Source organism: Sulfurimonas sp. HSL-1656 (assembly GCF_039645585.1).
Taxonomy (GTDB): domain Bacteria; phylum Campylobacterota; class Campylobacteria; order Campylobacterales; family Sulfurimonadaceae; genus Thiomicrolovo; species Thiomicrolovo subterrani.
Map to the genome: position 1 here is coordinate 2,530,951 of NZ_CP147915.1, position 25,229 is coordinate 2,556,179.

Genomic DNA, 25,229 nt, shown 5'->3' on the forward strand with positions numbered 1-25,229 from the left:
CGGGGCAGTAGCGCTGCCGGACCGGTCGCATAATGTCATTCGGATTCCGTTTCCGAAGGACGCTGTCAATGCATCCGTTTCGGGAAAACCGTTTGGAACGAAAAAACTATAAATGAATATTCATTCAGTGTCAAGAAGCTCTCTTTTACTTTCAAAATCAAGAGGAATGGCACGTGTCAAGAAGTCCGAAAAGCAGGGCTTTGAGAGGGATTTTTTTGTATGAATTTCATACTATAGTATTCTACTATGGTTACTATTGTTTAGAGAGTCAAAAATGGAGGAATTTCAGTTTATATTATCTATTTTTATAATATACATGTGATTTAATTATTGGAAGTGCCGCGGTGCGTCGCCTGTTCGAAGCTCAGTGCGTCGTACAGACCGAACAGACATCAAAACTGCGGAAAATGAAGGTCGCTTCGGCGATATCCGCGGCGCCGACCATCGCCTTCTGCGCCGGTGCGGGATCGGACATCACGGAACTGCCGAGGTTCCACTGCGTAGGGGTGATGATACTGTAATCGGCAACGATCCCCCGCTCCAGGCGCATCCGGTGGATCAGGGGTCCGCGCGGCGCCTCAACGATGCCCTCCCCCGCCGCGGTGATGCGTTCCAGCGGCACGGGCGGTATGTAGGAGGGCTCGGAGAGCTCCAGATGCTCCAGAAGCTTTCGCGCGCGCTGCAGCAGCAGGGCCGTTTCGTAAACCCTGGCCATTACACGCGTGTAGACGCTGTCCTTGTAGCGCCGGTGCATGTTTTTGATCAGGGCGTTATCGGCCGAAATCGCCCGGGCAAGCGGCCCGACTTCGTAAAAATGTTTCCCGTAACGGACATTGCGGGCATAACTTGTCTCATCGCGGCAGACCGCCGCTTCGGTCGCTACCTGGGATGCATCCGCTTTCATCGGGCGCGTGTGCTTCAGGCGCGCGCGCACCGTAAAGCCGTGTTCTCCCAGGACGACGAAGCGGTCGTATGCCATTCCCTTTTTATGCATCCCCGCAGCGATCAGCCCCTTCTCCAGGCGCCCGAGATCGCTCTGCAGTGGGTTGAATTCCCGGCAGGAGGCAAAAGTCAGCAGCGTGTCCAGGTCGATCCCGGCCGTCTCTTTCTCGAAGAAGGCGATCAGCTCGTCGAGCAGCCCTGCCGCCTGGATGCGTTCCAGGTGGGTCGGGTCGCAGGTGACGCCGCCGGGGATCATGTAGGAGCTGTGGGGCCACTGCCCGGCGAAGAGCGCCAGGATCTTCGTCGCCTGCGCCGCCGCGAATGCCCCCTTGAGCGGCGCCGGTGCGAGGCCTTCGACACCCAGTTTTTCGAGTTCGGGCAGGATGACGAGGTAGAGCCATTTGAAGTGGTTCTGGATCATCTCGAGCACCAGCGTCAGCTCCCGGAGGCTTTGCGCCTTGCGCGTCAGCTCGACCGGATGGCCCGCCTCCGCGTACGCCGCCTCGATGGCCCGGACGGTCGCCATCAGGTGGGCGTGTCCGCAGATGCCGCAGACGCGCGGCGTGAGCACCAGCGCATCCGTCGCCTTCCGCCCTTCCAGCATACGCTCCATCCCCCGAAAGTGCGGGAAAGCGATTTCGGCCCAGGTGACTTTATCCCCGCGGGTATCAAAATAGAGGGAAGCCTCCCCCTCGATGTGTTCAATCAGTGCCTTAGTCATCATCGATAAGCCGCTCCTCCAGCCGTTTGATCTTGAAACTCTTGGCGATGCCCGTCATCGTCAGGTAGGCCCGCTTGGAGACCCCGACCGGCACCTCTTCGGGAATCGACATATTCGTCTTCGTCTCAAAGAGGTTGCGGCGCGGGAAATCGGGCTCGGTACAGCCGAAACAGGGCGTGCCGACGCGCATTTTCGAACTGACGCCGTTCCAGAGGGTGCGATTGCACGACGCATGGGTCAGCGGGCCGCGGCAGCCGTGCTCGTAGAAGAGACACCCCTCCTTTCGCCCGAACTGCTCCACATCCACTTTCCATTCGAAATACTCGTTGCGCAGACACCCGTCGTGTGCCATGTGGCGGTAGAGCGCCGTCGGCCGCCCCAGCTGGTCGACGGCGACGGGGCGGCCATCCGCGATACTCATCAGTGCATACCCCAGCCATTCGGGGTGCACGGGGCAGCCCGAGAGGTTGATCACTTTGCCGACCCTGCCGCGCAGGGGACCGTCGGGTTGCTCCCCCGCAAAGGCCAGGCCGCTGTTGCGGTTCGGCGCCGATGCTTTGAAGATGCCGCCGAAACTGGCGCAGCTGCCCGCCGCGATGACGTGACCGGCCTCGCCGGCATAATGCCCCACCAGCTGTTTCAATGTCGTCCCGGCCCGCTCCATCTCCGGGTCGAATGCGCCTTCAAACACGAGGACGTCACAGCCGCGTTTGCAGTGTGCGGTCTCCGCCAGGCTCTGGGTACAGGGAAGCAGCGGGTGGTAGAGCACCTCGAAACGTTCCAGGAGCTGCGGCAGATAGGGGAGGTTCAAAAAGGAGTGGGTGTTGCCGTTGCAGGTGACGCCCTGCAGCCAGATCAGCGTCGGCTTATACAGTCTTGAGGGCACGGTAGATATTCTCCGCGATGGAGGCCTCGTAGTGGCTCAACGGCTCGGGGAGGATCTTTTCGCCGAAAAGGAAGACCATCCCCCCGAGGTAGCCCATAAAGAGACCGAAAGCGCTGAAGAAGTCCTGGTCGCGGAGTTCGCCCCCGGCGACGCCGTCGTCAAAGAAGATCATCATCTCCGTAATAAAAGGCGAGACGCAAACCATCCCTTCGCACGACTCTCCGAATACCTCGCGGTTAGAGAGGTAGATCCGCAGGAAATACTCGATCATCTCCGGGCGTTCGGTCGCCATCGTGAAATAGAACGTCACGATCGCGCTGATCTTGTCCTTTGCGCTGCCCTCTCCTTCGTTGATCTCGCGGATGTGTTTGCCAAGATACTCGGAAATATAGAGAATCAGCTCCTTGGCCAGGATATCCTTCGAGCTGAAGTAGTTGTAAAAGTTCCCCACGCTCATCCCGACTTTCGCGGCGATATCGGGGATGGTCGTCACATAAAAACCCTTCTCCGCAAACAGCTTCAGTGCCGTTGAAATAATGTTCTCTTTACGTTCTGCTTTGCTCACACGCGCCACGGCACCCTCTTTATAAATATTAATTGCTCCTCTAATGGTAGCACAAACAGCGAATAGCCATTCACATTAAGATGCATTACCCTATAATTTTATACCTTTTATGAAAGCGAACGCATGGACTATTTCGCCAAACGTATCATCCCCTGCCTCGACGTCAAGGACGGCCGCGTCGTCAAAGGGGTCAACTTCGTCGGACTCAAAGACGCGGGCGACCCGGTGGAGATCGCCAAACGCTACAACGAAGAGGGGGCGGACGAACTGACCTTCCTCGACATCACCGCGTCGCACGAAGAGCGTGACACCATCGTCCATATCGTCGAACAGGTCGCCAAAGAGGTCTTCATCCCGCTGACCGTCGGCGGGGGGATCCGGAAACTCGACGACATCTACAAGCTGCTCAACGTCGGCTGTGACAAGGTGAGCGTCAACTCCGCCGCAGTCAAACGCCCCGACCTCATCAACGAAGGGGCCAAGCGGTTCGGTTCGCAGTGCATCGTCGTCGCGATCGACGTGAAAAAGACGGGCGACCGCTACCACGTCTACCTCAACGGCGGCCGGATCGATACGGGCATCGACGCCGTAGAATGGGCCAAAGAGGCCGTCGACCGGGGTGCCGGAGAGATCCTCCTCACCTCCATGGACACCGACGGTACCAAGGCGGGCTTCGACATCCCCATCACCGAGCAGATCAGCTCCCTCGTCAACGTGCCGGTCATCGCCAGCGGCGGTGCGGGGACGATGGGCCATATCAAAGAGGCCTTCGAGCACGGTGCGGACGCGGCCCTGGCGGCAAGTATCTTCCACTTCAAAGAGATCGACATCATGGAGCTCAAACACTATCTCCAGGATAACGGCATCCCGGTACGGCTCTGAGATGTCCGAGATCATTACCTTCTCCCCGGAAGAGAAGGCGGTTATGGTCGAAAAGATGAAAGCCTATTTTGCACGTGAACTCGACCAGGAGATCGGCGGCTTCGACGCGGAGTTTCTGCTGGACTTTTTTGCCGAAGAGATAGGCGTTTATTTTTATAACAGGGGTTTGAACGACGCTCTGGATGAGATGAGGGTTCGGATCGATACGATCGCCGACGATGTCGGCTATACCCTTGAAAAAAATTCACATTCATAAGGGATGCAAGCGCAATGATCATCTGTGCCGGTAATAACGAGACCTTCGACTTTGCGACCCCGATGGGTGTCGGTCTGATCGAGACCACCATGAACATCACCCGCCTCTGCCTCTTCGACAAGCCGGAGTTCCTGCTTTTTGTCGGGACGGCCGGCAGTTACGGTGAGCAGAAAATCTTCGATATCGTCGAATCGAAAACGGCCGCGAACATCGAACTCGCCTTTTTGCAGAACAAAGCCTATACCCCCATCGACAATGTCGTCTCGACCAATACGGAGGGGACCAAAGAGATCATCGTCAACTCCAGCAACTATATCACGACCGACCCCGAACTTGCCAAAGGCTTTCTGCGCTTCGGTATCGGCATTGAAAACATGGAGTTCTTCGCCGTGCTGCGCGTCGCGCAGGAGTTCGGCATCCCCGCCGGCGGCGTCTTCTGCGTCACCAACTACTGCAACGCCGACGCCCATAGCGATTTTGTCGCGAACCATGAACAGGCCAAGGCACTGCTGGGCGACCATGTCAAACGCCGTATCAAGGAGTTGACAGCATGAGCACACCGAAACCGACCATCATGGACCTCACCAAAGAGGAGCTTGCCCAGGCCGTCAAGCCCGCCTTCCGCGCCAAGCAGATCTACGGCTGGATCTACCACAGCTTCGTCGACAGTTTCGACGAGATGGCCAATATCCCCAAGGCACTGCGCGAAGAGCTGAACGAGCGCTACCTTCTCAACCCGCTCAAGATCCTGCGCAAGGAAGAGTCCGCCGACGGGACGATCAAGTACCTCTTCGAACTTCCCGACGGCAAAACGGTCGAAACCGTCTGGCTGAAGATGAAAGAGGCCCAGTACAACGACGACGGCTCCCTCGCCCAGGAGGCCAAACACACGGTCTGCGTCTCCACCCAGGTCGGATGCAAGGTCGGCTGCAGCTTCTGTCTGACGGCCAAGGGGGGCTTCACCCGCGACCTTACCCCCGGCGAGATCGTCGCCCAGGTCCTCTCCGTCAAAAAGGACAACGACCATGCGGCGAACCGCCGAGTCAACATTGTCTATATGGGAATGGGGGAACCGCTGGACAACCTCGACAACCTCGCCAAGGCGATCCGCATCCTAAAGGACGAAGACGGTCTCTCTATCTCGGGCAAGCGCCAGACAGTCTCCACCAGCGGCATCAGCACCCGCATCGACAAACTGGGGCAGATGGACCTCGGCGTGCACATTGCCATCAGTCTCCACGCCGTCGACGACGAGCTGCGAACGGAGCTCATCCCGATGAACAAGGCGTACAATATCGCCTCCATCATGGATGCCGTGCGCCGCTTCCCCATCGATACGCGCAAACGCGTCATGTTCGAATACCTCGTCATCAAGGGAAAAAACGACGACATCGCCTCGGCGAAGAAGCTCATTAAGCTGCTGCACGGCATCAAGGCAAAGGTCAACCTGATCTACTTCAACCCCTACCCCGGCAGCGACTACCAGCGCCCCGAGCGCGAAGATATGGTGAAGTTCCAGCAGTACCTGATCGACCACGGACAGCTCTGTACTATCCGCGACTCGAAAGGGATCGACATCAGCGCGGCCTGCGGGCAGCTCAAAGAGAAAACAAATGAAGAGAAGGTGAAGATATGACAGGATTGGATATTGTGCAGATCGTTTTTTTGATCGGCGTCGTCCTTGTCGGACTCGGCGGCATCGTCTGGGTCGTCAAAAACGAAAAAAAATAACGCACTTTTCTAGTGCGCCGCTTCGGCAAGCTTCCCGCCCTGCAGTGAAAAACGCCGGGAAGCTTCGCGCTCGCTTCCGTCCTCTTCGGTCAGGGTAGCCGTGACCGTCCACATCCCCTCTGCACGCCCCCAAAGGTAACGATAGTCGTAGACCGAGCCGTTGCGGGCCGGCAGCATAATGGTGTGTTCACGGTCATCCTGCGGGAATTCGTCCGAATGCCAGTGGAAAACGACCTCGCGTTCCCGATCTTTTCGTGGTGTTACAAATGTACACTGGATCTTTTCGACGCCGTCATCGAGCACTTCGCAGTGGACCGTGTCCTCCCCTGCCGACAGCGTCAAAACCGACCCAATAACCGTCACAAGGCCCATACTGACGATTTTATACATATTTTACACCCTCGTTCTGTTTTTTTTTGATAGGCAATTATATCGTATCTGTGATGACGAGGCTCCACATCTGGCAAAATGCCTAGCAAAAAAAAATTTAAAAAACCCTAGATTTTTTCCTCCCTTTTTGTTACTATTGCACTTACAATACATACAGCAGTATAAGAATTCATGAAATTCAGCGATTTTGTGTTTCCTAACAGACTGCATGTCGACGGTTCCCCCCAACATGTTTTACCGTCTGTAGCTGTATTGTAGAATTACCGCCGGAAAGTAGTACTATGAAAGCGATTGGATATCTCGTTCTTATCAACAATGCTTACCCAGATACTATTGCATTCAACAAAAGAGTAGCGATGGAAGCTGCCAACCGTTTTAATCCGAATGCGATCAACTATATCGAGCGCACCTATACGGAACGCCGTTCAGCCTCTGAACTGGCGAAAATGCTTGCCTTCGACAACAACGAGTCACGTGAAGAGATCCTTGCCCGGGTCCGCCGCGAACTCAACGAGTACTGGGAAGGGAAAAGACTGAGCAGCTGATGCTCGTCCCCCTTGCACATCCCCCTCTTTTTTACCTCCACACCCCTTTTTAAAAACGCCTGTCTTGTTGCTTTATTCACACATTGTTCAAAGCCGTGAATAACTTGAAACAACATCACATTTTCATATTTGATTTTCTTATGAATATTTTACGTTCCTCTTTTAGATGTAACAGCATCGTAGCGAAAATGTAATGGCCGTGTAATTTCAGAGACCTATACTGCTTTCCATAAAATTCCGGCATTGCCGCTGCAGCGCATCAGTGCAGTGTAGGTGCCGCTATGGAGCATCCCATGCTGAATATCGAAGGCACACTTCATCAAGAATACCCGCGCTTCTTCCACTATCCTACGGCGGTGCGGAAACCGGCGCTCTCATTTTTGAAGCTGCTGCTTCAGGAAGAGAAGATCAACCATTTTCTTACCGACCACCGCAAAGTGAAAAACCTTGCATTCATCGACGCGGCGCTCGAGCATCTGAATATTTCATACAAAACGGACCACCACCAGATCCAGAACATTCCGGCGATCGGAAAAGTGATCATCGTGGCCAACCACCCCATGGGAGCCATGGATGCCTTCACATTGATCAAAATGGTCAGCAGTATCCGTCACGACAAGAAGGTCAAGATCATCGCGAACAAAGTCCTTGCCGCCTTTGACCAGATCAACGACCTTCTGATCGCCGTCGATACCTTTAACGGGCGTCTGACCAAGGAGAGTATGAAAAAGGTAGACGAGGCGCTGCGCAACGAAGAGGCCGTCATCTTTTTCCCCGCGGGCGAAGTCTCCCGCGCCTACCTCAACGGTATCGTCGACAGCAAGTGGAAAAGCGGCTTCATGAAGTTCGCCAAGCGGACACAGAGCCCCATCCTCCCCATCCATATCAAGGCGCGCAACTCCGCCCTCTTCTACGGTGCCTCCTGGCTCTACCGCCCGCTGGCCACCATGCTGCTCGCCAAGGAGATGTTCTCCGCACGCAACAGCGTCGTCGAGTTCACCGTCGGTGAAATGATCGGTATCGATACCATCAACGATATGCCGCTGAGCTACAAGCGCCACGCAAAGCTGATGCGCAAACACCTCTACAGGGTCGCCAAGGGGCGTAAACCGCTCTACCCGACCCAGCAGTGCATCGCCCACCCCGAACCGCGCCACCTGATCAAAGAGGAGCTCAAACGCGCCCAGCGGATCGGTTCGACCTCGGACAACAAGCATATCTACCTCGCCGACTTCGAGGAGGCACCGACCCTGCTCAATGAAGTCGGCCGCCTGCGAGAGTACAGCTTCCGTAAAGTCGGGGAAGGGAGCGGCCGCAAACGCGACCTCGACCGCTACGACGAATACTACCGCCACCTCATTCTCTGGGATGATGATGCCCTGGAACTCGTCGGGGCCTACCGTATTGCCGACTGTGAATGGATCCTCTCCTGGGGCAGCAAGGATGCCCTCTACCTCAACGAGCTCTGCAGCCTCGGTGAAGCATTCGACCCCTACCTGGAAAATGCCATCGAGCTCGGGCGCAGTTTCATCCAGCCGAAATACTGGGGAAGCCGTGCGCTGGACTATCTCTGGCAGGGCATCGGCGCCTACCTGAAACACCACCCCCACATCAGGTACATGATCGGGCCGGTCAGTATCAGCGGCAGCTACCCCTCAGCCGCAAAAGAGGCACTGGTCCACTTCTACGGACACTACTTCGGCAGCCGGGACACCCTGGTGACCGCACGCACCCCCTACCGGCTCTCTGCCCTTGCCCTGGAGGATGAAAACGCGCGCTTCTGCGGCGACAACTATGCCGAGGACTTCCGCCGCCTCAAGGAGTACCTGCGGGCCTTCAACGTCACCGTACCGACCCTCTATAAACAGTATGCGGAACTCTGCGAAGAAGACGGGATCACTTTTATGGATTTTGGGATTGATGCGGAATTCAACAACTGTATCGACAGCTATATTCTGGTCGATGTTGCCAAGATCAAAGAGAGTAAACGCAAACGCTATATCGATACTGAGTGAATGTTTCACGTGAAACATTCACTCACTGCATCGCTTCAAACGCCTCAGAAATAAAATCCGTCTTCGACATAAGATCGTAGCGCACACCTTCAAAGGTAAATGCCAGACGGTTTGCATGAAGCAAAAGACGTTTTGCCCCACTCTTCCCTATCCGCTCTTCGTCGCTGATCCCCTTGTCCAGGAAACGGACGACGTCCTCTTCATTTTGTCCGTAGATAGGATCACCGACGATCGGATGTTTCACGTGAAACAAATGGACCCGGATCTGGTGCTGTCTGCCTGTCAGCGGTTTCGCCTCGACAAGGGTCATATCCTGCTCAGGGAAATAGCGCAGGATTTTGATATCCGTCCGTGAAGGCTTCCCTTCCACATGCACTTTGACGATCATGCGCACCAGTGCAGAGTCATCCGGCTGGCGGATCAGCGGGGCGTCGATGACGACGTCCGCTTCCATCCGGCCGTGCACCAGGGCCAGATAGCGTTTGTCCATCTCACGGTTTTCAAACATCAGTTTTAGGGTGCGCTCGCTCTCTTTATCCTTCGCGGCCAATAACAGGCCGCTCGTCTCCTGGTCGATACGGTGCGTGATGTTAGCGTGCGGACCGTACCGATGGCGTATTTCATCCACCATACTGTAGGGGGTATGGCGGTTCTGCGGATGGACAAGCACACCGCTCGGTTTGTCAAACAGCGCAAACGACTTCGTTTGAAAAACGGGGTCGAGTCCACGGGAGACCGGTTCAAACATAACACACTGAAACAAACCCTCGATATCGCCGGCGGGATCCCGCATCAGCTCGCCGTCGATAAAGATGCGCCCCTTCGCAATATAGCGCTGCGCATCCCGCTGCGTAAAGCCGAGTTCGCGTATTAAAAAGAGGAAAGCCTTCATGCGTTTTGGGGCAACGAAATCTTTGAGAACGAATGGCAAAATTAAACCCTTTATTAGTGACGCTTGGCTATTATCTACTTTATATAAAAGCGGCATTTTATCACAGGAACGATGTGTCTTTTCCGACGCTTCCGGCTGGTAAATCCGCGCAGATGAGGAGCGAGAATGGTTGAACGCTATGCCAGAGAAGAGATGGCATCCAAATGGACGATGCAGGCAAAATATCAGGCCTGGCTCGATGTGGAAAAAGCTGTCGTAAAAGCTTGGAACAAGCTGGGCCTTATTCCCGATGAGGATGCGAAGAAAATCGTAGAGAACGCCGGCTTCAGCGTCGAGCGCATTGATGAGATCGAAAAGGTGACGCGTCATGACCTGATCGCCTTTACCACTTCCGTTTCGGAAACGCTCGGGGACGAAAGCCGCTGGTTCCACTACGGCATGACCTCCTCCGATACGATCGACACGGCCGTAGCCCTGCAGATGAAAGACTCCCTTGCCCTGATCATCGACGACGTCAAAATGGTCATGGAGTCCATCAAGAAACGCGCCGAAGAGCACAAGATGACCCTCATGGTCGGACGCTCCCACGGTATCCACGGCGAACCGATCACCTTCGGTCTCGTCCTGGCCGTCTGGTACGACGAAATGCACCGCCACCTCAAAAACCTCGAAGAGACGATGGAGGTCATCTCCGTCGGCCAGGTCTCCGGTGCCATGGGTAACTTCGCCCATGCCCCACTGGAGCTCGAAGAGTACACCTGTGAAGAGCTCGGCCTCCAGCCGGCACCGGCATCCAACCAGGTGATCCAGCGCGACCGTTACGCCCGCCTGGCGACCTCCCTCGCCCTGATGGCGAGCAGCATCGAAAAGTTTGCCGTTCAGGTCCGCCACTGGCAGCGCACGGAAGTGTACGAAGTCGAAGAGTTCTTCGCCAAGGGGCAGAAAGGTTCATCCGCCATGCCGCACAAGCGCAACCCTATTCTGACCGAAAACATCACCGGTCTGGCACGCATGATCCGCGCCTACTCCATCCCGGCGATGGAGAACGTCTCGCTCTGGCATGAGCGCGACATCTCCCACAGCTCGACCGAGCGCTTCTGGCTGCCGGACGCTTTCATCACCTCCGACTTCATGCTGCACCGTATGAATAACGTCATCGCTAACATGGTCGTCTACCCGGAGAACATGATGAGAAACCTGAACCTCACGGGCGGCCTCGTCTTCTCCCAGCGCGTCCTGCTCGAACTCCCCAAACAGGGTGTGAGCCGCGAAGATGCCTACCGCATCGTCCAGCGCAACGCAATGAAAGTATGGGAAGGTCTGCAGCAGGGCAAACCGGCACTGAACGAGAAAGGCGAGAGCCTCTATCTGCAGTACCTGCTCGGTGACGAAGAGCTGAGAAAAAGTCTGAGCGAAGAGCAGATCCGCGAATGTTTTAACTACGATTACTATACGAAAAACGTGGATAAAATTTTTGCACGGGTCTTTAGCAAATAACAATCTAATTCGAATATAATTTCCTTATCTTCCTGGCTCTTTATTGCAAGAGGGTCGATAAGGAATCCATATAAAACAGTGTAGGAAGAGCCTTCCCCTCTTTTCTATCATTTGCATACAAAACATGAACTTTCTGTAAAGGCAAATAATGATCACGATCCTCAAACGAAACGGACGCAGAGAACCGCTTGATATCACGAAAATCCAGAAGTACACTTCCGCAGCGGTCAACGGGCTGACCAATGTTAGCCAGAGCGAACTCGAAGTCGACGCACAGATCCAGTTCCGCGACGGCACCACGTCACGGGAGATTCAGGAGACCCTGATCAAAACCGCTGTCGACAAGATCGATATCGATGCACCGAACTGGACGTTTGTCGCCGCCCGCCTGTTTCTGTTTGACCTTTACCACCGCGTCAACGGTTTTACCGGTTACTGCAAACTGGAAAAGTATTTTGAAAAAGGGGAAAAAGAGGGGCGCATCCTGCTGGGGCTTCGCAGCAAGTACGACCTCGACGACCTCGATGCCTACATCGATCCCGAGCGTGACCTGCAGTTCACCTACCTCGGTATCCGTACCCTCTACGACCGCTACCTGATCAAGGACCGCAACGGCGACCCGATCGAGCTGCCGCAGCACATGTTCATGGCCGTCTCGATGTTCCTTGCACAGAACGAGGAGAATCCGCAGGAGTGGGCGAAGAAGTTCTACGACATGATCTCCAAGTTCGAGGTCATGATGGCGACCCCTACCCTCTCCAACGCACGGACGACACGCCACCAGCTCAGCTCCTGTTATATCGGTTCGACACCGGATAACATCGAGGGGATCTTCGACAGCTACAAAGAGATGGCCCTGCTCTCCAAGTTCGGCGGCGGGATCGGCTGGGACTGGACACAGGTCCGCTCCATGGGTTCGTATATCGACGGCCACAAGAATGCCGCCGGCGGTACTGTACCGTTTTTGAAGATCACCAACGACATCGCCATTGCCGTCGACCAGCTCGGGACCCGCAAAGGGGCCATTGCCGTCTACCTGGAACCGTGGCACATGGATATCATCGACTTCCTCGACCTGAAGAAAAACTCCGGCGAAGAGCGCCGCCGCGCGCACGACCTCTTCCCGGCGCTCTGGATCAACAACCTCTTTATGAAGCGCGTCCAGGAGGACGGCATCTGGACGACGTTCGACCCGCTCGAATGCAAAGAGCTCTCCGAACTCCACGGCGAGGCGTTTGAAAAACGTTATCTTGAACTCGAGCAGGACGAGAGCGTCCTCAAAGAGCGCCACAAAGCCAAGGACCTCTGGAAACGGATCCTCACGAGCTATTTCGAAACCGGCAGCCCTTTCCTCTGTTTCAAGGACAACGCTAACAAGGCTAACCCGAACGATCACTACGGCATCATCCGCAGCTCCAACCTCTGTACGGAGATCTTCCAGAACACCCAGCCGAACCACTACCTGATCAAACTCAAGTTTGAAAACGGTGAGTGCCTCACCTACGAAGAGGATGAGCTCGTCAAGGTCGACAGCGGTATCGAGAAACCGGCCAAGAAGGTCACGGCACTCGACAGCATCGGCGGACAGCAGATCTACATCGTTGAAAAAGAGAAAGTCGACGGTGCGACGGCTGTTTGTAACCTCGCCTCTGTCAACCTCTCACGCGTCAACACCAAGGAGGACATCGACCGTATCGTCCCGATCGCCGTCCGTGCGCTGGATAACGTTATCGACCTCAACTTCTACCCGCTGGAAAAGGTCAAACGCACTAACGCCCGCAGCCGCTCCATCGGCCTTGGCGTTATGGGCGAAGCGCAGATGCTCGCCGAAGCGGGAGTGAGCTGGGGAAGCCAGGAACACTTCGACAAGATCGACGAAGTGATGGAAGCCGTGAGCTATAACGCCATCAAGGCGTCATCCAACCTCTCTGTCGAAAAGGGAAGCTACCCCGAGTTCGAAGGTTCCAAATGGAGCCGCGGCATTCTGCCGATGGACCACGCCAACGCCGAAGTCCTCAACCTCGTCGACCGCGGCGGGCTGTTTGCCTCTGCCTACGACTGGGAGAGCCTGCGTGAAACAATCAAAACACAGGGAATGCGCAACGGATACCTGATGGCGATCGCCCCGACCTCCTCCATCTCCATCCTCACGGGCACGACGCAGACGATCGAACCGGTCTACAAACGCAAATGGTACGAAGAGAACCTCTCCGGCCTCATCCCGGTCTGTGCGCCGAACCTGAGCCCGGAGACATGGTCCTTCTATACACCTGCGTATGACCTCGACCAGACCATCCTCGTCAAAGCAGCTGCGATCCGCCAGAAGTGGATCGACCAGGGGCAGAGCCTCAACATCTTTATCACCCTCGACAAAGCAAGCGGGAAGTACCTCAACGAGATCTACATGCTCGCCTGGCGCCTGGGGATCAAATCGACCTACTACCTGCGCTCACAGTCGCCCGAAGCGACAAACGACGTCGAAGACCGCTCCATGGAATGCGTGGGCTGCCAGTGAAGCCCCTTTCGACCCCTTCGGCTGCCGCTACTCTTCTGGAGCGCATCATTGACGGCGAAGGGGCCATGCTGCGTTCCCTCGCCCTTAACGGCCCCACCACAGCCACCCTCACCCTCTCCGTCCAGGACAAACACCGCGGTTACGACTGGATCGACATTGTTTTCGAAATCAGCGGCATGAACGATGCCAAACTGGTAGACGACAAACAGCTGGGTTTTATCGATACGGATGAAGGGATCACGGTGGTGTTTGAAAATAGTCAGTGGGGATTGGCCGTTGGCCGTTATGGGGGTATGGAAGCGCTCAAAAGCGCTCCCCTCTATGTGATCGGCACCTCTTTGAAATACGAAGAGGCACCCTTCAGCGGGTGATCAGGAGATCACCTTTCTTTCGCGACGGCGCCCTTCCCGGCTCCGTTTGACTTCACAGCCTTTGAGTCTGCTGGTCATTTCCTTGGCCTCGCGTTCAGTGATCTCGCGGGCTTTAAGTGCATCCTTGATGACGTTGGCGTTCAGATAGACATGCGTCATTTCGTCTCTCCTCTCTTTGCAGTACGTGACATGTCAATGAGGGTTTCAGAGTGTCCCTGTCTGGTTCACAACACGGCACATCTCCGGCGGTAAAACAAACAGTTTCATACCGTTTGAGACGTCAAAACAGTGTCGAATTGTGGGAGCATTTTTTTAGGCCGAACTTTAATGGTATAACGGATTAGATAATAAAAAGATAATAGTGAAAGATTAGTATTTGTTAGGATTCAGGCCAAATCTGTTTCCAGCTGCGTCAGCAGCCCGCTGCAGCAGCGCTCGATCATCGAGAAGACTTTTTCAAACCCTTCGAAGCCGGGGAAAAAATAGGGATCCGGCACATCCGCACCCCCGAAACCGAAATCGCCGAGTTTGTAGACGTTAGCCATCCCCATGCGCTCCAGGTCGGCAACGTTCTTCGCATCCAGCCCCACGATGACGTCAAAAACCGCCGCATCGTCCAGGCAGACCTGCCGCGCACGGTAGGCACCGATATCCAGTCCGTGCTGCTTTGCAATCCTCACGGAGTGGTCACAGGGAGGCTCCCCGATATGCCATGACCCCGTGCCGGCGGAATCGACCCGAAGATCCATCCCCTTTTCCGCCGCCTTTTCGCGGAGGATGGCCTCGGCCAGCGGCGAGCGGCAGATATTGCCGAGACAGACAAACAGGATGGAACGCACCGTTAGCCGTTCGTGTAGAGGTAGCGTTTGATCTTCTTCGTCGGGGTTTTGACGAAGGGTTCGCGCTGCTCGATCACCCGTGCGATCTTGGAGAACTTGGAAACGCTTTCATTTGTCTCTGTTTTGATGCGCTCGAGCAGTTTTTCGATCTCAATATGCTGTTCCGTCTCGGAGAGCTTCGTGATATCCATATGCTCGTCGAGTTTCTCATAATTGAGGTGAATACGGGCTACAAGCTGCTTTTCCACATCATAGACGAGGGCGTCCTCGACCAGCTCATCCTCCATGATCTTCGCTTCGATCTGCTCCGGGTAGATATTCTCGCCGCTGGGGCCGAGAATAACGTTTTTGGAACGCCCGCTGAGGAAGAGGTAGCCGTCCGGATCAAGGTAGCCGAGGTCCTCCGTATTGAACCAGCCGTCTTCGTGCAGGACCTCCGCCGTTTTAACCGGGTCCTTGTAATACCCGAGCATCACGTTCGGCCCCTTGGCCCAGACGGTCCCTACCCCTTTGTCATTCGGATCGACGATGCGCAGATCGACCGAGGTGACAGCAGGTCCGATCGCCCCCAGTTTCGTCTTAAAGGGTGCGCCCGCCGCCAGCAGCGGTGCCGTCTCCGTCAGACCGTAACCGATGGCGTACGGGAAGCCGGCATCGGCAAGGAAATGCTCCACCATCGGCGAGAGCGGCGCCCCGCCGACCCCGAAGATGCGCAGTTCGCCGCCGAAGGTCTCCAGGAGCTTTTTGCCGGCGATCTTGTGCAGCGCCCTGCGGATGAACGGCACGGCATAGAGGGTGCGCATGAGGGCATTCTTGTGGAAGTTCGGCAGGATACGGTTTTTGAAGATCTTTTCGATGACGAGCGGGACGGAAAGGATCACCGTCGGTTTGACCTGCGCCATCGCATCGATCAGGATCTTCGGCGTCGGAACCTTGGAGAGGTAGTAGACGCTCGCACCGTTGGCCATCGGCAGCAGGAAGCCGACGGAACACTCATAGGTATGCGCCAGCGGCAAAATAGAGAGGAAACGGTCATCAGAGACCACTTCGACGACACTTTGCGATACGAGCGCCTCGTACGCCAGCGCGCGGTGCGTCAGCATGACCCCTTTACTGCTCCCCGTCGTACCGGAGGTGTAGATAATCGCCGCCAGATCGTCCTCAGAGGGCTTATAAAGGAGATCGGCATGCCTGGAGCCCTTTACCCCCTCTTTGACCTTCTCGAGGATCGTAGGGCTCCGTTTCGCGAAGGTGGGGTCGTCGCTGAGATCCTCGGTCAGGACCAGCATCGCGATCGAAGCAAGGATACCTTCGTCGAGGGCTTCGCGCTTCTTGGCCGAAACGAAGACGGCCCTGCTCTGCGAATGGGCGATGATGTGGCGTACCTCGTTGTCGTGGAAATCCGGCAGGATGGGGACGATGACCGCTCCGAGCGTCGTGGCGGCAAAGTAGACGACACCCCAGTTTGGCATGTTCTCGCTGCAGAGCGCAACGCGGTCGCCGCGGTTGATGCCCGCAGCCGCCAGACGTGTTTTAAGCGCGTCGACCGCTTCCCCGAACTCGGCATAAGTCAGGGTCTGGCTTCCGTCGACGTTCCGCAGGATGGGCCGCGCCCCGTAGGCAGCCGTCGAGCGTGCCAGCAGGGCACTGAGCGTCAGCTCCGGCAGCGTGATCTTGAAGCGCGGGTCGCTGTTGCGGCGGAAAGAGACACGGATGACATCCGCGAGCCCCTGGTGCCCCTTCCCTTCATCCAGTTCGACACTGCATGCTTCGAGCATTTCAACGTCGAACCAGGGGCGCTTGAGCTTCTCGAAGCTTTTGAGCTCGTAAAGCAGTTCCAGCGCTTTCGGGCCGCCCGAATCTCGCTCAATCTGCGAAGTCGCAAAAAATTCACCGGCAAAGACACCGCCCCTGTTGACAATGGAAAGCGCTTTGACGAACACCGCCGTGCGCAGCGGCTCCTCGAGGTGCAGGTAGGAGCAGAGCACCGCGTCGTAGGTCTCCTCCGGTTCCCAGTGCGCAAGGTCCAGATGGCTCACCTCGACCGTGACCCCCCTGCTCCGCGCCATCTCCTGCAGCTTCTCCAGCCCGACCTCGGAAGCGTCGATAGCGTGGGCTTCAAGACCGTTTTCCGCCGCGTAACAGGCGTTTCTGCCCTCCCCTTCGCCGAGGAAAAGGATCCGCGCGCCCCTGGGAAGTGCATCCATCACCTCTTTGAGGTAGACGTTGGGCTGGGTACCGTACAAGAACCCCTCCCGTGAAAATTTCTCATTCCATACCTTGCCGATTTTCATTTCTGAACCCCGTCAAGTACCGGTACAAAAGAACACACTTCAAGCTCCTCTTCAATAAGCTGATCGCCTATTTTAACATAGCGGACGATAACCTGCCCCCCGTCGCGCTCCATCGGCGCGACCAGGACGCCGCGGGGGGCGAGCTGGTCGATAATGGCCTGCGGGATATGGTCTGCAGAGGCGGAAAAGAGGATACGGTCGAAGGGGGCATAGGCGGGCCAGCCCAGCTGGCCGTCATCGGTACGGGTATGGATGTTCGTAATCCCCTCGTCCCGAAAACGCTTTTTCGCCTCGCGCATCAGCGAGTCGATCCGCTCGATCGTAAAGACGCCGCGGAAACGGTGTGAAAGCACCGCGGCCTGGTAGCCGCTGCCGCAGCCAATTTCCAGGACACGGTCGGCGCCGTCGCACTGCAGGTATTCGGTCATCTTCGCCACGGTCAGAGGGGAGCTGATCCACTGCGCCGCCCCGATCGGCAGTGCATCGAGCTTGAAAGCGTGCTGTTTGAAGCCGTTGGGGACGTAGACCTCGCGGTTCGTCGATGCGATGGCGTCAAACACCCCGTCACTGATTTCGATCCTTGCGCGGATCGCTTCGGCGAGTTTTTTATTGCGCATGGCGGCAATGGCATTCATCATCGTATTCCCGTATCAAGATAGCGGCGCATCTTTTTCACCTCGGCAGGCTCATAGGGCTGTACCAGGAGGGCATCGCCGCCGTTGCGCGCGCATTCGCCGAAAGGGGTGATGATGCCGCTCTGGCCCGTCGTGTCGTCGTTGGAAGTGTCGCTTTGCAGCACGTAGCACTCGTTAGCGACGGCCAGCGCCCGGCCGAGGATGTCGTAGTGCGCGGCGCGCAGCCGCCCCCACTGGGCCGGTACGCAGATGATCTCCGCGCCGCGCAGCTGCTCCCAGAGCGCCGTGAAGCGCAGTTCGAAGCAGATCAGTATGCCGATGCGGATGCCGTCCACCTCGAAAGGCACGATTGCCTCCGAAGGGCCGGCAGCGAACCACTGCTCCTCCTCGCCGATGGTAAAGAGTTTCGCTTTCGCCTGCTCATGCAGCAGCGCGCCGCCGTGGTAGACCCGGGCGACGTTGAAAACACCCTCTTCCCGCCGCACGATCATCGTAATGATCAGCGTCCGGCTCCGGCTCTTTTCGCGCAGCTTTTCATCCGCGACGATCGCGAAGTCGGCGGCCCTGTCGAAGGTATCGTAATCGAAATTGGTCAGACAGACCTCCGGAGCCAGTACGATGGCGTTCTCGGGCGTGTCGTCGATCAGGGAGAGTAGCGTGGCAAGGTTTTCATCGTAGGGGCGTCCCTGCGTCCCGAAAGTCAGGGTGCAGAGGGGACGCGGCTTAGAAGTCGTCAAAGCTGAGGCTGCCTTTGGAGTAGTTGGTGACGTTGCCTTCGAAGAAGTTCGTTTTCTGGTCGTTGAACTTGGAGAAGTCGTCGACCCACTTGATAGGGTGCGTAACGTTGTAGAGCTTCTCGAAACCGACCTTGGTGAGGCGTTCGTCGGCCAGGTACTGGATGTACTGCTCGACGATGCCGTCGGTAAGACCCAGGATCTGCCCCTGCGTGATATATTTGCCCCATGCCGTCTCGAGTTCGACGGCCTTTTTGAACATCTCGTACACTTCCTCTTTCAGATCCGCCGTAAAGAGGTCCGGACGTTCGCGCTTGAGCGTGTTGATAAGGTTCTGGAAGAGCACCAGGTGCGTCACCTCGTCACGCTGGATAAAGCGGATCATCTGCGCCGACCCCAGCATCTTGCCCGAACGCGCCAGGGTGTAGATGTAGGTGAATCCGCTGTAGAAGTAGATGCCTTCCAGGATCTGGTTCGCAAAACAGGCCAGGACGAAGTTACGCTCCGTCGGTTCCTTCGCCAGACGCTGGTAAATGGCGGCGATCGCGTCGTTTTTCGATTTGAGCATCATGTCGCGGCGCCACAGTTCGTAGATCTCCGCGCTGTTTTTCGAGATGGAGTCGACCATGACGGCGTAGCTCTGCGAATGCAGTGCCTCTTCGAAGGACTGGCGCACGAGGATCAGGTTCACTTCCGGAGCGGTCACGTAGGGGTTGACGTTGTCGATCAGGTTGTTCGTCTGCAGGGAATCCATAAAGATCAGCTGCGACAGCGCCTTGTCGTAGGCCGTCTTCTCCGCATCGGTCAGATTCTTGTAATCGATGGCGTCACGCGTCATATCGACCTCTTTGGGGAACCATGTATTGTTGAGCATCATCTCCCAAAGGTTGTACGCCCACTGGTATTTGATATTGTTGAGCTCGAAAATACCCGTGGGATTACCCCCGAAAATACGGCGGTCATTGACGTGTTCGTGTGAATCCGGATTATAGATCTGTTTGCGCTGCATGCTGCTGATTCCTCGTCATTGTTAAGTGAATGATTATGGCGAAAGTGAGGTTTGAAATGCTTTAAAACAGTGGAGATTGCGCGGAAAAAATCGAGGGGTGCCCGGAAGCGTGACGCCCGGGCGAAAGTATGGAAAAACGGTTATTTTTTGCTGCGGTCGTTGCGCTTGCGCTCGTTTTCCGTCAGGTAGCGCTTGCGGATACGGACATTCTCCGGCGTGACTTCGAGCAGCTCGTCGTCTTCGATCCACTCCAGCGCTTTTTCGAGGTTCATATCGCGCGGCGGAACGAGTTTGATCGCTTCGTCGGCACCGGAAGAGCGGACGTTGGACTGCGCCTTGCCCTTGATCGGGTTGACGGTCAGGTCGTTGGAGCGGGAGTGTTCGCCGATAATCATCCCTTCGTAGACCTTGTCCTGCGGTTCGATGAAGAGGACGCCGCGGTCCTGGAGGTTGAAGAGCGAGTAGGCCATCGCCGTACCGCCCTCCATGGAGATCAGCGCGCCGTACTGGCGGCTTTCGACCGTACCGGAATAAGGGCGGAACTCCAGGAAAGAGTGGTTCATGACCCCCTCCCCTTTCGTATCGGTGAGGAACATGCCGCGGAAGCCGATCAGGCCGCGCGCAGGGATCTCGAACTCGATACGCGTATACCCTTCGCCCATCGGCACCATCGACTTCATCTCCGCCTTGCGTTTGCCGAGGCGCTCGATGATGGTTCCGGTAAAGTCATCCGGTGTATCGATGACCAGGTGCTCGAACGGCTCGCATTTGACCCCTTCGATCTCTTTGACGATGACTTCCGGACGACCGATACCGAACTCGTAACCCTCGCGGCGCATGTTCTCTGCCAGAACGGTGATCTGCAGTTCACCGCGGCCGGAAACCTTGAACTTCCCTTCGCCGATCGTCTCCAGACGCATCGCGACGTTCGTCTGCATCTCCGCCTCGAGGCGGTCTTTGATCTTGTTGGACGTGACGTGTTTCCCCTCAGTACCCGCCAGCGGCGAGTCATTGACGGAGAAGACGACGGAGAGCGTCGGCTCTTCGATATGCATCGGGTCCAGCGGCATCGGGTTGGACGGGTCGACGACGGAGTCGCCGACGTCGACGGTTTCAAAACCGGCGAAGGCGATAATATCACCCGCTTCGGCTTCATTGATCTCCATACGGCTCAGACCGTGGAAACCGATCAGCTTGCTCAGACGCCCTTTGACCATCTCGCCGTCAGCTTTGGCGAGCATGACGTTGTCGCCCTTCTTGATCGTTCCGTTGAAGATACGCGCGATACCGATCTTACCGACGTAGTTGTCGTAGTCCAGGGTAAAGACCTGTGCCTGCGCCGGGTTGCCCGCGTCGCCTTCCGGCTCGGGGATCTCGTTGACGATCGCTTCGAAAAGGCACTCGAAGTTGCCGTCCTCGTCGCTCATGTCCATTTTCGCGATCCCGTCGCGCGCTGCAGCGTAAACGATCGGGAACTCCAGCTGCTCTTCGCTGGCTTCCATCGCGACGAAGAGGTCGAATACCTCGTCGACGACACGGTCAGGCTCTGCTGCCGGTTTGTCGATCTTGTTGATGACGACAATGGGCTTCTTGCCCAGGGCGATCATCTTCTTGACGACGAATTTCGTCTGCGGCATGACACCTTCGTACGCATCGACGAGCAGCAGGACGCCGTCGACCATTTTGAGGACACGCTCGACCTCGCCGCCGAAGTCGGCGTGGCCCGGGGTGTCGATGATGTTGATCTTGTGATCTTTGTAGCGGATTGCCGTGTTTTTAGAGAGAATGGTGATCCCGCGCTCTTTTTCAAGGGCGTTGGAGTCCATCGCACGTTCATCGACTTGCTCGTGGGAAGAGAAAGTGCCCGACTGTGACAGCAGCCCGTCAACGAGTGTCGTTTTACCGTGGTCGACGTGTGCGATGACGGCAATGTTTCTGATTTTTTGCAAAGGAAAGTCCTTCTGAGGCGAAGAAAACGCCGAAAATTTTTCGCGATTATACCTAAAAAGGAGTTAGAAACGGGTTTGACCGTTCAGATGCGTCCGTAAAGTTCATTGTAGAGCTTCATCGCGAAACGGTCGCTCATCGACGCGATATAGTCGGCGACGACCCGGTGGCGCGTGCGGGTATCGAGCTGCGCGAAAAAATACTCCGGCATCATCTTGGGTTCCGACATCAGCGCCGTGTAGAGCCCGCGGATCGCCTGTTTCCCCGCAAACATATGGCGCAGGATGGTTTTGTGCTGGTAGAGATGGCGGTAGAGCAGCTTTTTAAGCTTTTTGATCTCCGTCTCCAGCGCCGGCTCGAAGCCGATCGGCAGGGGCTCTGAAGAGGGGAGGCGGACCGATTGGAGCGCCGCCACGCGGGGCTGCGAGTAGGCCAGCATCGAGTAGACGAGGTGGTTGATGAAGTGGGAACTGAAGCGGTAGCGGAACATCTCGTCGTTGCGCTCGTCGATCCCCTCATCATACACCTTCTGCAGGATTTCCGCGATCAGCGGGCTTTCGCGGAGCGTATCATACGAGATCAGTCCCGAGTGCACGCCGTCGTCGATATCGTGGCTCATATAGGCGATCTCGTCGGCGCGGTCGACGATCATCGCCTCGACGGAGGGGTGAAGCGTGAGATCGAAGGCCTCCTCGACCCAAGCCGGCAGGAATCGTTTCTTGTAGGGGTAGGAGTGTTTGAGAATCCCCTCCAGCGTCGCGAAGGTGAGGTTGAGACCGTCGAAGGTTTTGTAACGCTTTTCCAGTGCCGTCACGACCCGGAAACTCTGGAAGTTGTGCTCAAAGCCGTTGGGGTGCCCGTCGGCTTTCAGAGACTCATCGAGGGTATCGCCGCCGACATGCCCGAAAGGGGTGTGACCCAGGTCATGCGCCAGGGCGATCGCTTCAGCCAGCGGTTCGCGCAGCCCCAGGTCCGCCGTAATGGAGCGGGCGATCTGGCTCACTTCGAGCGAATGGGTGAGGCGGGTCCGGAAAAAGTCCCCCTCCTGGTTCAGAAAGACCTGGGTCTTGTACTCGAGCTTTCGGAAACTGCCCGAATGGATGATGCGGTCGCGGTCGCGGGCAAACGGCGAACGGAAGTCGTCGTCGATGCCGTGGAAGCGTTCGTCAGGTCTCATTCGGTGATCTTGTAACCCTTCTCTTCGAGGCACTTGATGCATTCAGGCTCGACATCTCTCGGGAAGGCCGCTTTCGCCGCCGCTTCATCTTCGGCCGGGCCGTAGAAACGGCACTCCTGCATATCCTGATGGATCTGCTCCTGCGAGTACCCCTCCGGACACATCATTCCGCCGATACGGATATTCTTTGTCGAACAGCCCGCCAACCCGGCAAGCAGCAGCACGAGCGCCACAGTAGCAATACGCATCATATCTCCCTCTTGTAATCTTCAAACTCGAGCTTCCAGACCTTGATCCCGCAGAAGTGGTCCCCCTCGGGGCAGGTCGGTCTGATCTTCATCGCAAAACGCGTCGCACAGGGCGGCAGCAGCTCTTCGGCCCCGGGAACAGCCATCGCACGCAACTGTTTCACCTGGGCATAGACGATATCGAAGATCTCCTCCTGGGCGTTGTAGCAGAGGCGCATCTGCGCCTTGTGGTGGAACGAGGTGAACTCGTCGCGCTCCACCAGTTCGATCTCGTGGGCGTTGGAGAGCGCGTAGGTCGCCTCGCCGAACCCGATCAGGTCGCGCTGGGCTTCGAAAAAGTCGTAGCTCCGCGCAATCGCCCGTTCGTAAATGGCCAGCGCATCGGGGTTCTTGGCGATGATGGGCGGGGTATAGTGCTTTCGGGCGTAGATGGATTCCAGGGCAGGGCGCACGGCCGGGGAGCGGCGGTGGCGCTGGTTCTGCGCGTCGGCCGAGAGCGAGAGGCGGGTATAGGTGGAGAAACCGCCCAGCACGCCGCTGTCGGGGAGCATCTGTGAAAAGCGCAGGACGTCCGCGTAGTTTTCATTCACGTCAAAGGCCGCATCGCCGACGACGTCGTAGACCCTGACGGCTTCATCGGTCACGCCGATTTTGGCTTTGTGCGCCGCCATATCGAAGGCCGGGAAGACCGGGGTGGCAGCGCGGGCATGTTCCACCAGCGGCGCCAGCGACGCATCCATTTCGACGAGTTTCGCCGCGACGATGCCGGCGAACTCCTCCGCCTCCTCACGGCACTCCGGCATCGCTTTGGCCACGGCGATGTAGCGCAGAAGGGTGATGATGTTGACGGTGTGGTAGAGGTAGGCGCTCATTCCGCCGGGCAGGACGTAGCGGGCCATCTCCTGCGCCTTTTTCCGGCTGTCTTTTTTGCGGAACTTCGGCACGACCGCTTCGACGTCGGGGAGCAGTACCTCGATGAGCCGCTCGTAATCGTCAAAACAGTGCTGGTAATACGCTTCCCAATCGCTGCGCTCTCCCGCCGCGGGATAGACGAAGTTCTCGATCTTCATCTTCGCGTAGCGCTGGGAGACCTGTTCGGAGTTGTAGTAGGGGTGGGCGTGCAGCAGCCGCCAGATAAGGTGCCGGCTCATCCCCGAGATGAGCATCGTGACATGCGTATGCATCAGCGTCGTATGGTGCCCGCCTTTGAAGATCCCCTGGAGCAGATCATCCTTGCGGGACCAGGAGGCACTGGCCTCCGGGGTGACGATGCCGTTGGGGAAGTAACAGGTCCGGGCGGCGGACACCGCGACGTTCGAGGGGGTATCGACTTCGAGGAATTCAACCTGCATCCTGTGGCTCCGCTTCATGACAAATTGGGGGTATTGTACCATCGCTACTTGAAAGCAACGGTGGCGGCAGGAAGCGCCTGACCGTTTTCAGGTTTGTACCTTACCGGCCGCGTTCCCCGAAAAAACTGACGGCGATATAGATAAGGCCGAAAATCACCGGTGCGGCGATCAGCCACGTCACGGGATCCTCGTACAGCACCGCGTAATCTTTGATCCACTCCATCATCTTGTCTCCTTTTTCGCAAACCTGACCCGCTGCGCATGGGTAATGGCCACCGCGATGGCATCCGTGATATCGAGCGGTTTGATCTCCCGGGTGATCCCCAGCAGCCGTTTCACCATGAACGCGACCTGCTCTTTGGCCGCCTTGGCTTTGCCCGTCAGCGCCTTTTTCACCTGAAGAGGCGTATATTCGTCAAACTGTCCGAACTCCTGTAACAATTTTAACGTAATCGCGCCGCGGAACTGTGCCAGCTTGATCACCGTCTGCGGATTGTGCGCGTAGAAAATATCTTCCATCGCCACTTCATCGATTTGGTGCGCCCTGAAAAGCTGCTCCAGCGCCTCCACCATCTGGGGGATCTGCAGCTGCAGCGCTTCGGGCTTCATTTTGATCAGACCCGCTTCGATCAGGCGCATCTTTGCACCGTCGAGCTCAATCAACGCGTAACCGCAGTTGCGCGTCCCCGGGTCAATACCGAGAATTACCACCTATTTTCCCCCTGTGAAAAAAGTTATTCACCTGTGAATGTTATTCAAAAAGCCCCGTGTTTACGTTGCTTGCAA

At 56.7% G+C, this 25,229-nt stretch carries 27 protein-coding genes; 10 read left to right on the forward strand and 17 right to left on the reverse strand.

What is annotated here, in order from left to right; genetic code table 11:
* Positions 1 to 364: 364 nt before the first annotated feature.
* From WCX49_RS13070 to WCX49_RS13080, 3 genes are read right to left on the reverse strand one after another with little or no spacing between them, the layout of a single operon-like run.
* Positions 365 to 1,666 carry a nickel-dependent hydrogenase large subunit gene (locus WCX49_RS13070; RefSeq protein ID WP_345985507.1) on the reverse strand — a complete coding sequence of 434 codons (1,302 nt, stop codon included), beginning with the start codon at positions 1,664 to 1,666 and terminating at the stop codon, positions 365 to 367.
* Positions 1,656 to 2,549 (reverse strand): hydrogenase, encoded by an 894-nt coding sequence (locus WCX49_RS13075; RefSeq protein WP_345985508.1) that lies wholly within the window; start codon positions 2,547 to 2,549, stop codon positions 1,656 to 1,658. Before WCX49_RS13075 ends, WCX49_RS13070 begins: the two co-directional genes overlap by 11 nt.
* Positions 2,530 to 3,114: a TetR/AcrR family transcriptional regulator gene (locus WCX49_RS13080; protein WP_345985509.1), complete on the reverse strand. Its 585-nt coding sequence runs from the start codon at positions 3,112 to 3,114 to the stop codon at positions 2,530 to 2,532. The genes WCX49_RS13075 and WCX49_RS13080 overlap by 20 nt, the downstream gene beginning before the upstream one ends.
* A gap of 123 nt (positions 3,115 to 3,237) precedes the next feature.
* Between WCX49_RS13080 and hisF the strand changes: the two genes are divergently transcribed.
* The 5 genes from hisF to WCX49_RS13105 are packed head-to-tail and all read left to right on the forward strand — an operon-like array spanning position 3,238 to position 5,983.
* Positions 3,238 to 3,996, forward strand: a complete 759-nt coding sequence (gene hisF, locus WCX49_RS13085) for an imidazole glycerol phosphate synthase subunit HisF (protein ID WP_345985510.1) — start codon at positions 3,238 to 3,240, stop codon at positions 3,994 to 3,996.
* Position 3,997: 1 nt separating this feature from the next.
* The gene (locus WCX49_RS13090; RefSeq protein WP_345985511.1) at positions 3,998 to 4,252 is read left to right on the forward strand and encodes a DUF2164 domain-containing protein; all 255 of its coding nucleotides are present in this window, start codon (positions 3,998 to 4,000) and stop codon (positions 4,250 to 4,252) included.
* A gap of 14 nt (positions 4,253 to 4,266) precedes the next feature.
* Positions 4,267 to 4,806: a purine-nucleoside phosphorylase gene (locus WCX49_RS13095; RefSeq protein WP_345985512.1), complete on the forward strand. Its 540-nt coding sequence runs from the start codon at positions 4,267 to 4,269 to the stop codon at positions 4,804 to 4,806.
* Positions 4,803 to 5,888, forward strand: a complete 1,086-nt coding sequence (gene rlmN, locus WCX49_RS13100; protein ID WP_345985513.1) for a 23S rRNA (adenine(2503)-C(2))-methyltransferase RlmN — start codon at positions 4,803 to 4,805, stop codon at positions 5,886 to 5,888. The genes WCX49_RS13095 and rlmN overlap by 4 nt, the downstream gene beginning before the upstream one ends.
* Positions 5,885 to 5,983 (forward strand): hypothetical protein, encoded by a 99-nt coding sequence (locus WCX49_RS13105; protein WP_231019505.1) that lies wholly within the window; start codon positions 5,885 to 5,887, stop codon positions 5,981 to 5,983. Before rlmN ends, WCX49_RS13105 begins: the two co-directional genes overlap by 4 nt.
* 9 nt (positions 5,984 to 5,992) lie before the next feature.
* On the opposite strand, the gene WCX49_RS13110 is transcribed toward WCX49_RS13105, so the two are convergent.
* Positions 5,993 to 6,373, reverse strand: a complete 381-nt coding sequence (locus WCX49_RS13110; RefSeq protein WP_345985514.1) for a hypothetical protein — start codon at positions 6,371 to 6,373, stop codon at positions 5,993 to 5,995.
* Positions 6,374 to 6,729: 356 nt separating this feature from the next.
* Here WCX49_RS13110 and WCX49_RS13115 point away from each other — a divergent pair, with 356 nt between their 5' ends.
* Complete coding sequence (locus WCX49_RS13115; protein ID WP_231019507.1) at positions 6,730 to 6,918, forward strand: hypothetical protein; 189 nt, start codon at positions 6,730 to 6,732, stop codon at positions 6,916 to 6,918.
* Between the two features lie 293 nt (positions 6,919 to 7,211).
* Positions 7,212 to 8,933, forward strand: a complete 1,722-nt coding sequence (locus WCX49_RS13120) for a lysophospholipid acyltransferase family protein (protein ID WP_345985515.1) — start codon at positions 7,212 to 7,214, stop codon at positions 8,931 to 8,933.
* Between the two features lie 22 nt (positions 8,934 to 8,955).
* Here the strand turns inward: WCX49_RS13120 and WCX49_RS13125 are convergent, their stop codons facing one another.
* Positions 8,956 to 9,864 (reverse strand): RluA family pseudouridine synthase, encoded by a 909-nt coding sequence (locus tag WCX49_RS13125; RefSeq protein ID WP_345985516.1) that lies wholly within the window; start codon positions 9,862 to 9,864, stop codon positions 8,956 to 8,958.
* A 126-nt stretch (positions 9,865 to 9,990) separates the two neighbouring features.
* Between WCX49_RS13125 and purB the strand changes: the two genes are divergently transcribed.
* The 3 genes from purB to WCX49_RS13140 all read left to right on the forward strand — a co-directional run bounded on the left by purB (position 9,991) and on the right by WCX49_RS13140 (position 14,208).
* Positions 9,991 to 11,322, forward strand: a complete 1,332-nt coding sequence (gene purB, locus WCX49_RS13130) for an adenylosuccinate lyase (protein ID WP_345985517.1) — start codon at positions 9,991 to 9,993, stop codon at positions 11,320 to 11,322.
* Positions 11,323 to 11,470: 148 nt separating this feature from the next.
* The gene (locus WCX49_RS13135) at positions 11,471 to 13,837 is read left to right on the forward strand and encodes a ribonucleoside-diphosphate reductase subunit alpha (RefSeq protein ID WP_345985518.1); all 2,367 of its coding nucleotides are present in this window, start codon (positions 11,471 to 11,473) and stop codon (positions 13,835 to 13,837) included.
* A complete protein-coding gene (locus tag WCX49_RS13140) occupies positions 13,834 to 14,208 on the forward strand; it encodes a hypothetical protein (RefSeq protein ID WP_345985519.1) in 375 nt (124 codons plus the stop codon). The genes WCX49_RS13135 and WCX49_RS13140 overlap by 4 nt, the downstream gene beginning before the upstream one ends.
* Here WCX49_RS13140 and WCX49_RS13145 read toward each other — a convergent pair whose 3' ends face one another.
* From WCX49_RS13145 to ruvC, 12 genes are all read right to left on the reverse strand, one after another.
* Positions 14,209 to 14,367, reverse strand: coding sequence for a hypothetical protein (locus WCX49_RS13145; protein WP_345985520.1), 159 nt, complete (start codon positions 14,365 to 14,367; stop codon positions 14,209 to 14,211). It lies immediately after the preceding gene.
* 227 nt (positions 14,368 to 14,594) lie between these two features.
* On the reverse strand, positions 14,595 to 15,047 hold the full coding sequence (locus WCX49_RS13150) for a low molecular weight protein-tyrosine-phosphatase (RefSeq protein ID WP_345985521.1): 453 nt from the start codon (positions 15,045 to 15,047) through the stop codon (positions 14,595 to 14,597).
* Positions 15,048 to 15,049: 2 nt separating this feature from the next.
* Positions 15,050 to 17,341: an AMP-binding protein gene (locus tag WCX49_RS13155; RefSeq protein ID WP_345985522.1), complete on the reverse strand. Its 2,292-nt coding sequence runs from the start codon at positions 17,339 to 17,341 to the stop codon at positions 15,050 to 15,052.
* Entirely contained in the window at positions 17,338 to 17,979 is a 642-nt protein-coding gene (locus tag WCX49_RS13160) for a protein-L-isoaspartate(D-aspartate) O-methyltransferase (protein ID WP_345985523.1), read from the reverse strand. Before WCX49_RS13160 ends, WCX49_RS13155 begins: the two co-directional genes overlap by 4 nt.
* Entirely contained in the window at positions 17,976 to 18,713 is a 738-nt protein-coding gene (locus tag WCX49_RS13165; protein WP_345985524.1) for a carbon-nitrogen hydrolase family protein, read from the reverse strand. Before WCX49_RS13165 ends, WCX49_RS13160 begins: the two co-directional genes overlap by 4 nt.
* The gene (locus tag WCX49_RS13170) at positions 18,700 to 19,719 is read right to left on the reverse strand and encodes a ribonucleotide-diphosphate reductase subunit beta (protein ID WP_345985525.1); all 1,020 of its coding nucleotides are present in this window, start codon (positions 19,717 to 19,719) and stop codon (positions 18,700 to 18,702) included. The genes WCX49_RS13165 and WCX49_RS13170 overlap by 14 nt, the downstream gene beginning before the upstream one ends.
* Before the next feature lie 140 nt (positions 19,720 to 19,859).
* Positions 19,860 to 21,668, reverse strand: a complete 1,809-nt coding sequence (gene typA / locus WCX49_RS13175) for a translational GTPase TypA (protein ID WP_345985526.1) — start codon at positions 21,666 to 21,668, stop codon at positions 19,860 to 19,862.
* A gap of 83 nt (positions 21,669 to 21,751) precedes the next feature.
* Complete coding sequence (gene dgt, locus WCX49_RS13180) at positions 21,752 to 22,843, reverse strand: dGTP triphosphohydrolase (protein WP_345985527.1); 1,092 nt, start codon at positions 22,841 to 22,843, stop codon at positions 21,752 to 21,754.
* Positions 22,840 to 23,091, reverse strand: a complete 252-nt coding sequence (locus tag WCX49_RS13185) for a hypothetical protein (protein WP_345985528.1) — start codon at positions 23,089 to 23,091, stop codon at positions 22,840 to 22,842. The genes dgt and WCX49_RS13185 overlap by 4 nt, the downstream gene beginning before the upstream one ends.
* Entirely contained in the window at positions 23,091 to 24,443 is a 1,353-nt protein-coding gene (locus WCX49_RS13190) for an FAD-dependent thymidylate synthase (RefSeq protein ID WP_345985529.1), read from the reverse strand. Before WCX49_RS13190 ends, WCX49_RS13185 begins: the two co-directional genes overlap by 1 nt.
* A 100-nt stretch (positions 24,444 to 24,543) precedes the next feature.
* The gene (locus tag WCX49_RS13195; protein ID WP_345985530.1) at positions 24,544 to 24,669 is read right to left on the reverse strand and encodes a hypothetical protein; all 126 of its coding nucleotides are present in this window, start codon (positions 24,667 to 24,669) and stop codon (positions 24,544 to 24,546) included.
* Positions 24,666 to 25,154, reverse strand: a complete 489-nt coding sequence (gene ruvC / locus WCX49_RS13200) for a crossover junction endodeoxyribonuclease RuvC (protein ID WP_345985531.1) — start codon at positions 25,152 to 25,154, stop codon at positions 24,666 to 24,668. The genes WCX49_RS13195 and ruvC overlap by 4 nt, the downstream gene beginning before the upstream one ends.
* Positions 25,155 to 25,229 lie beyond the last annotated feature (75 nt).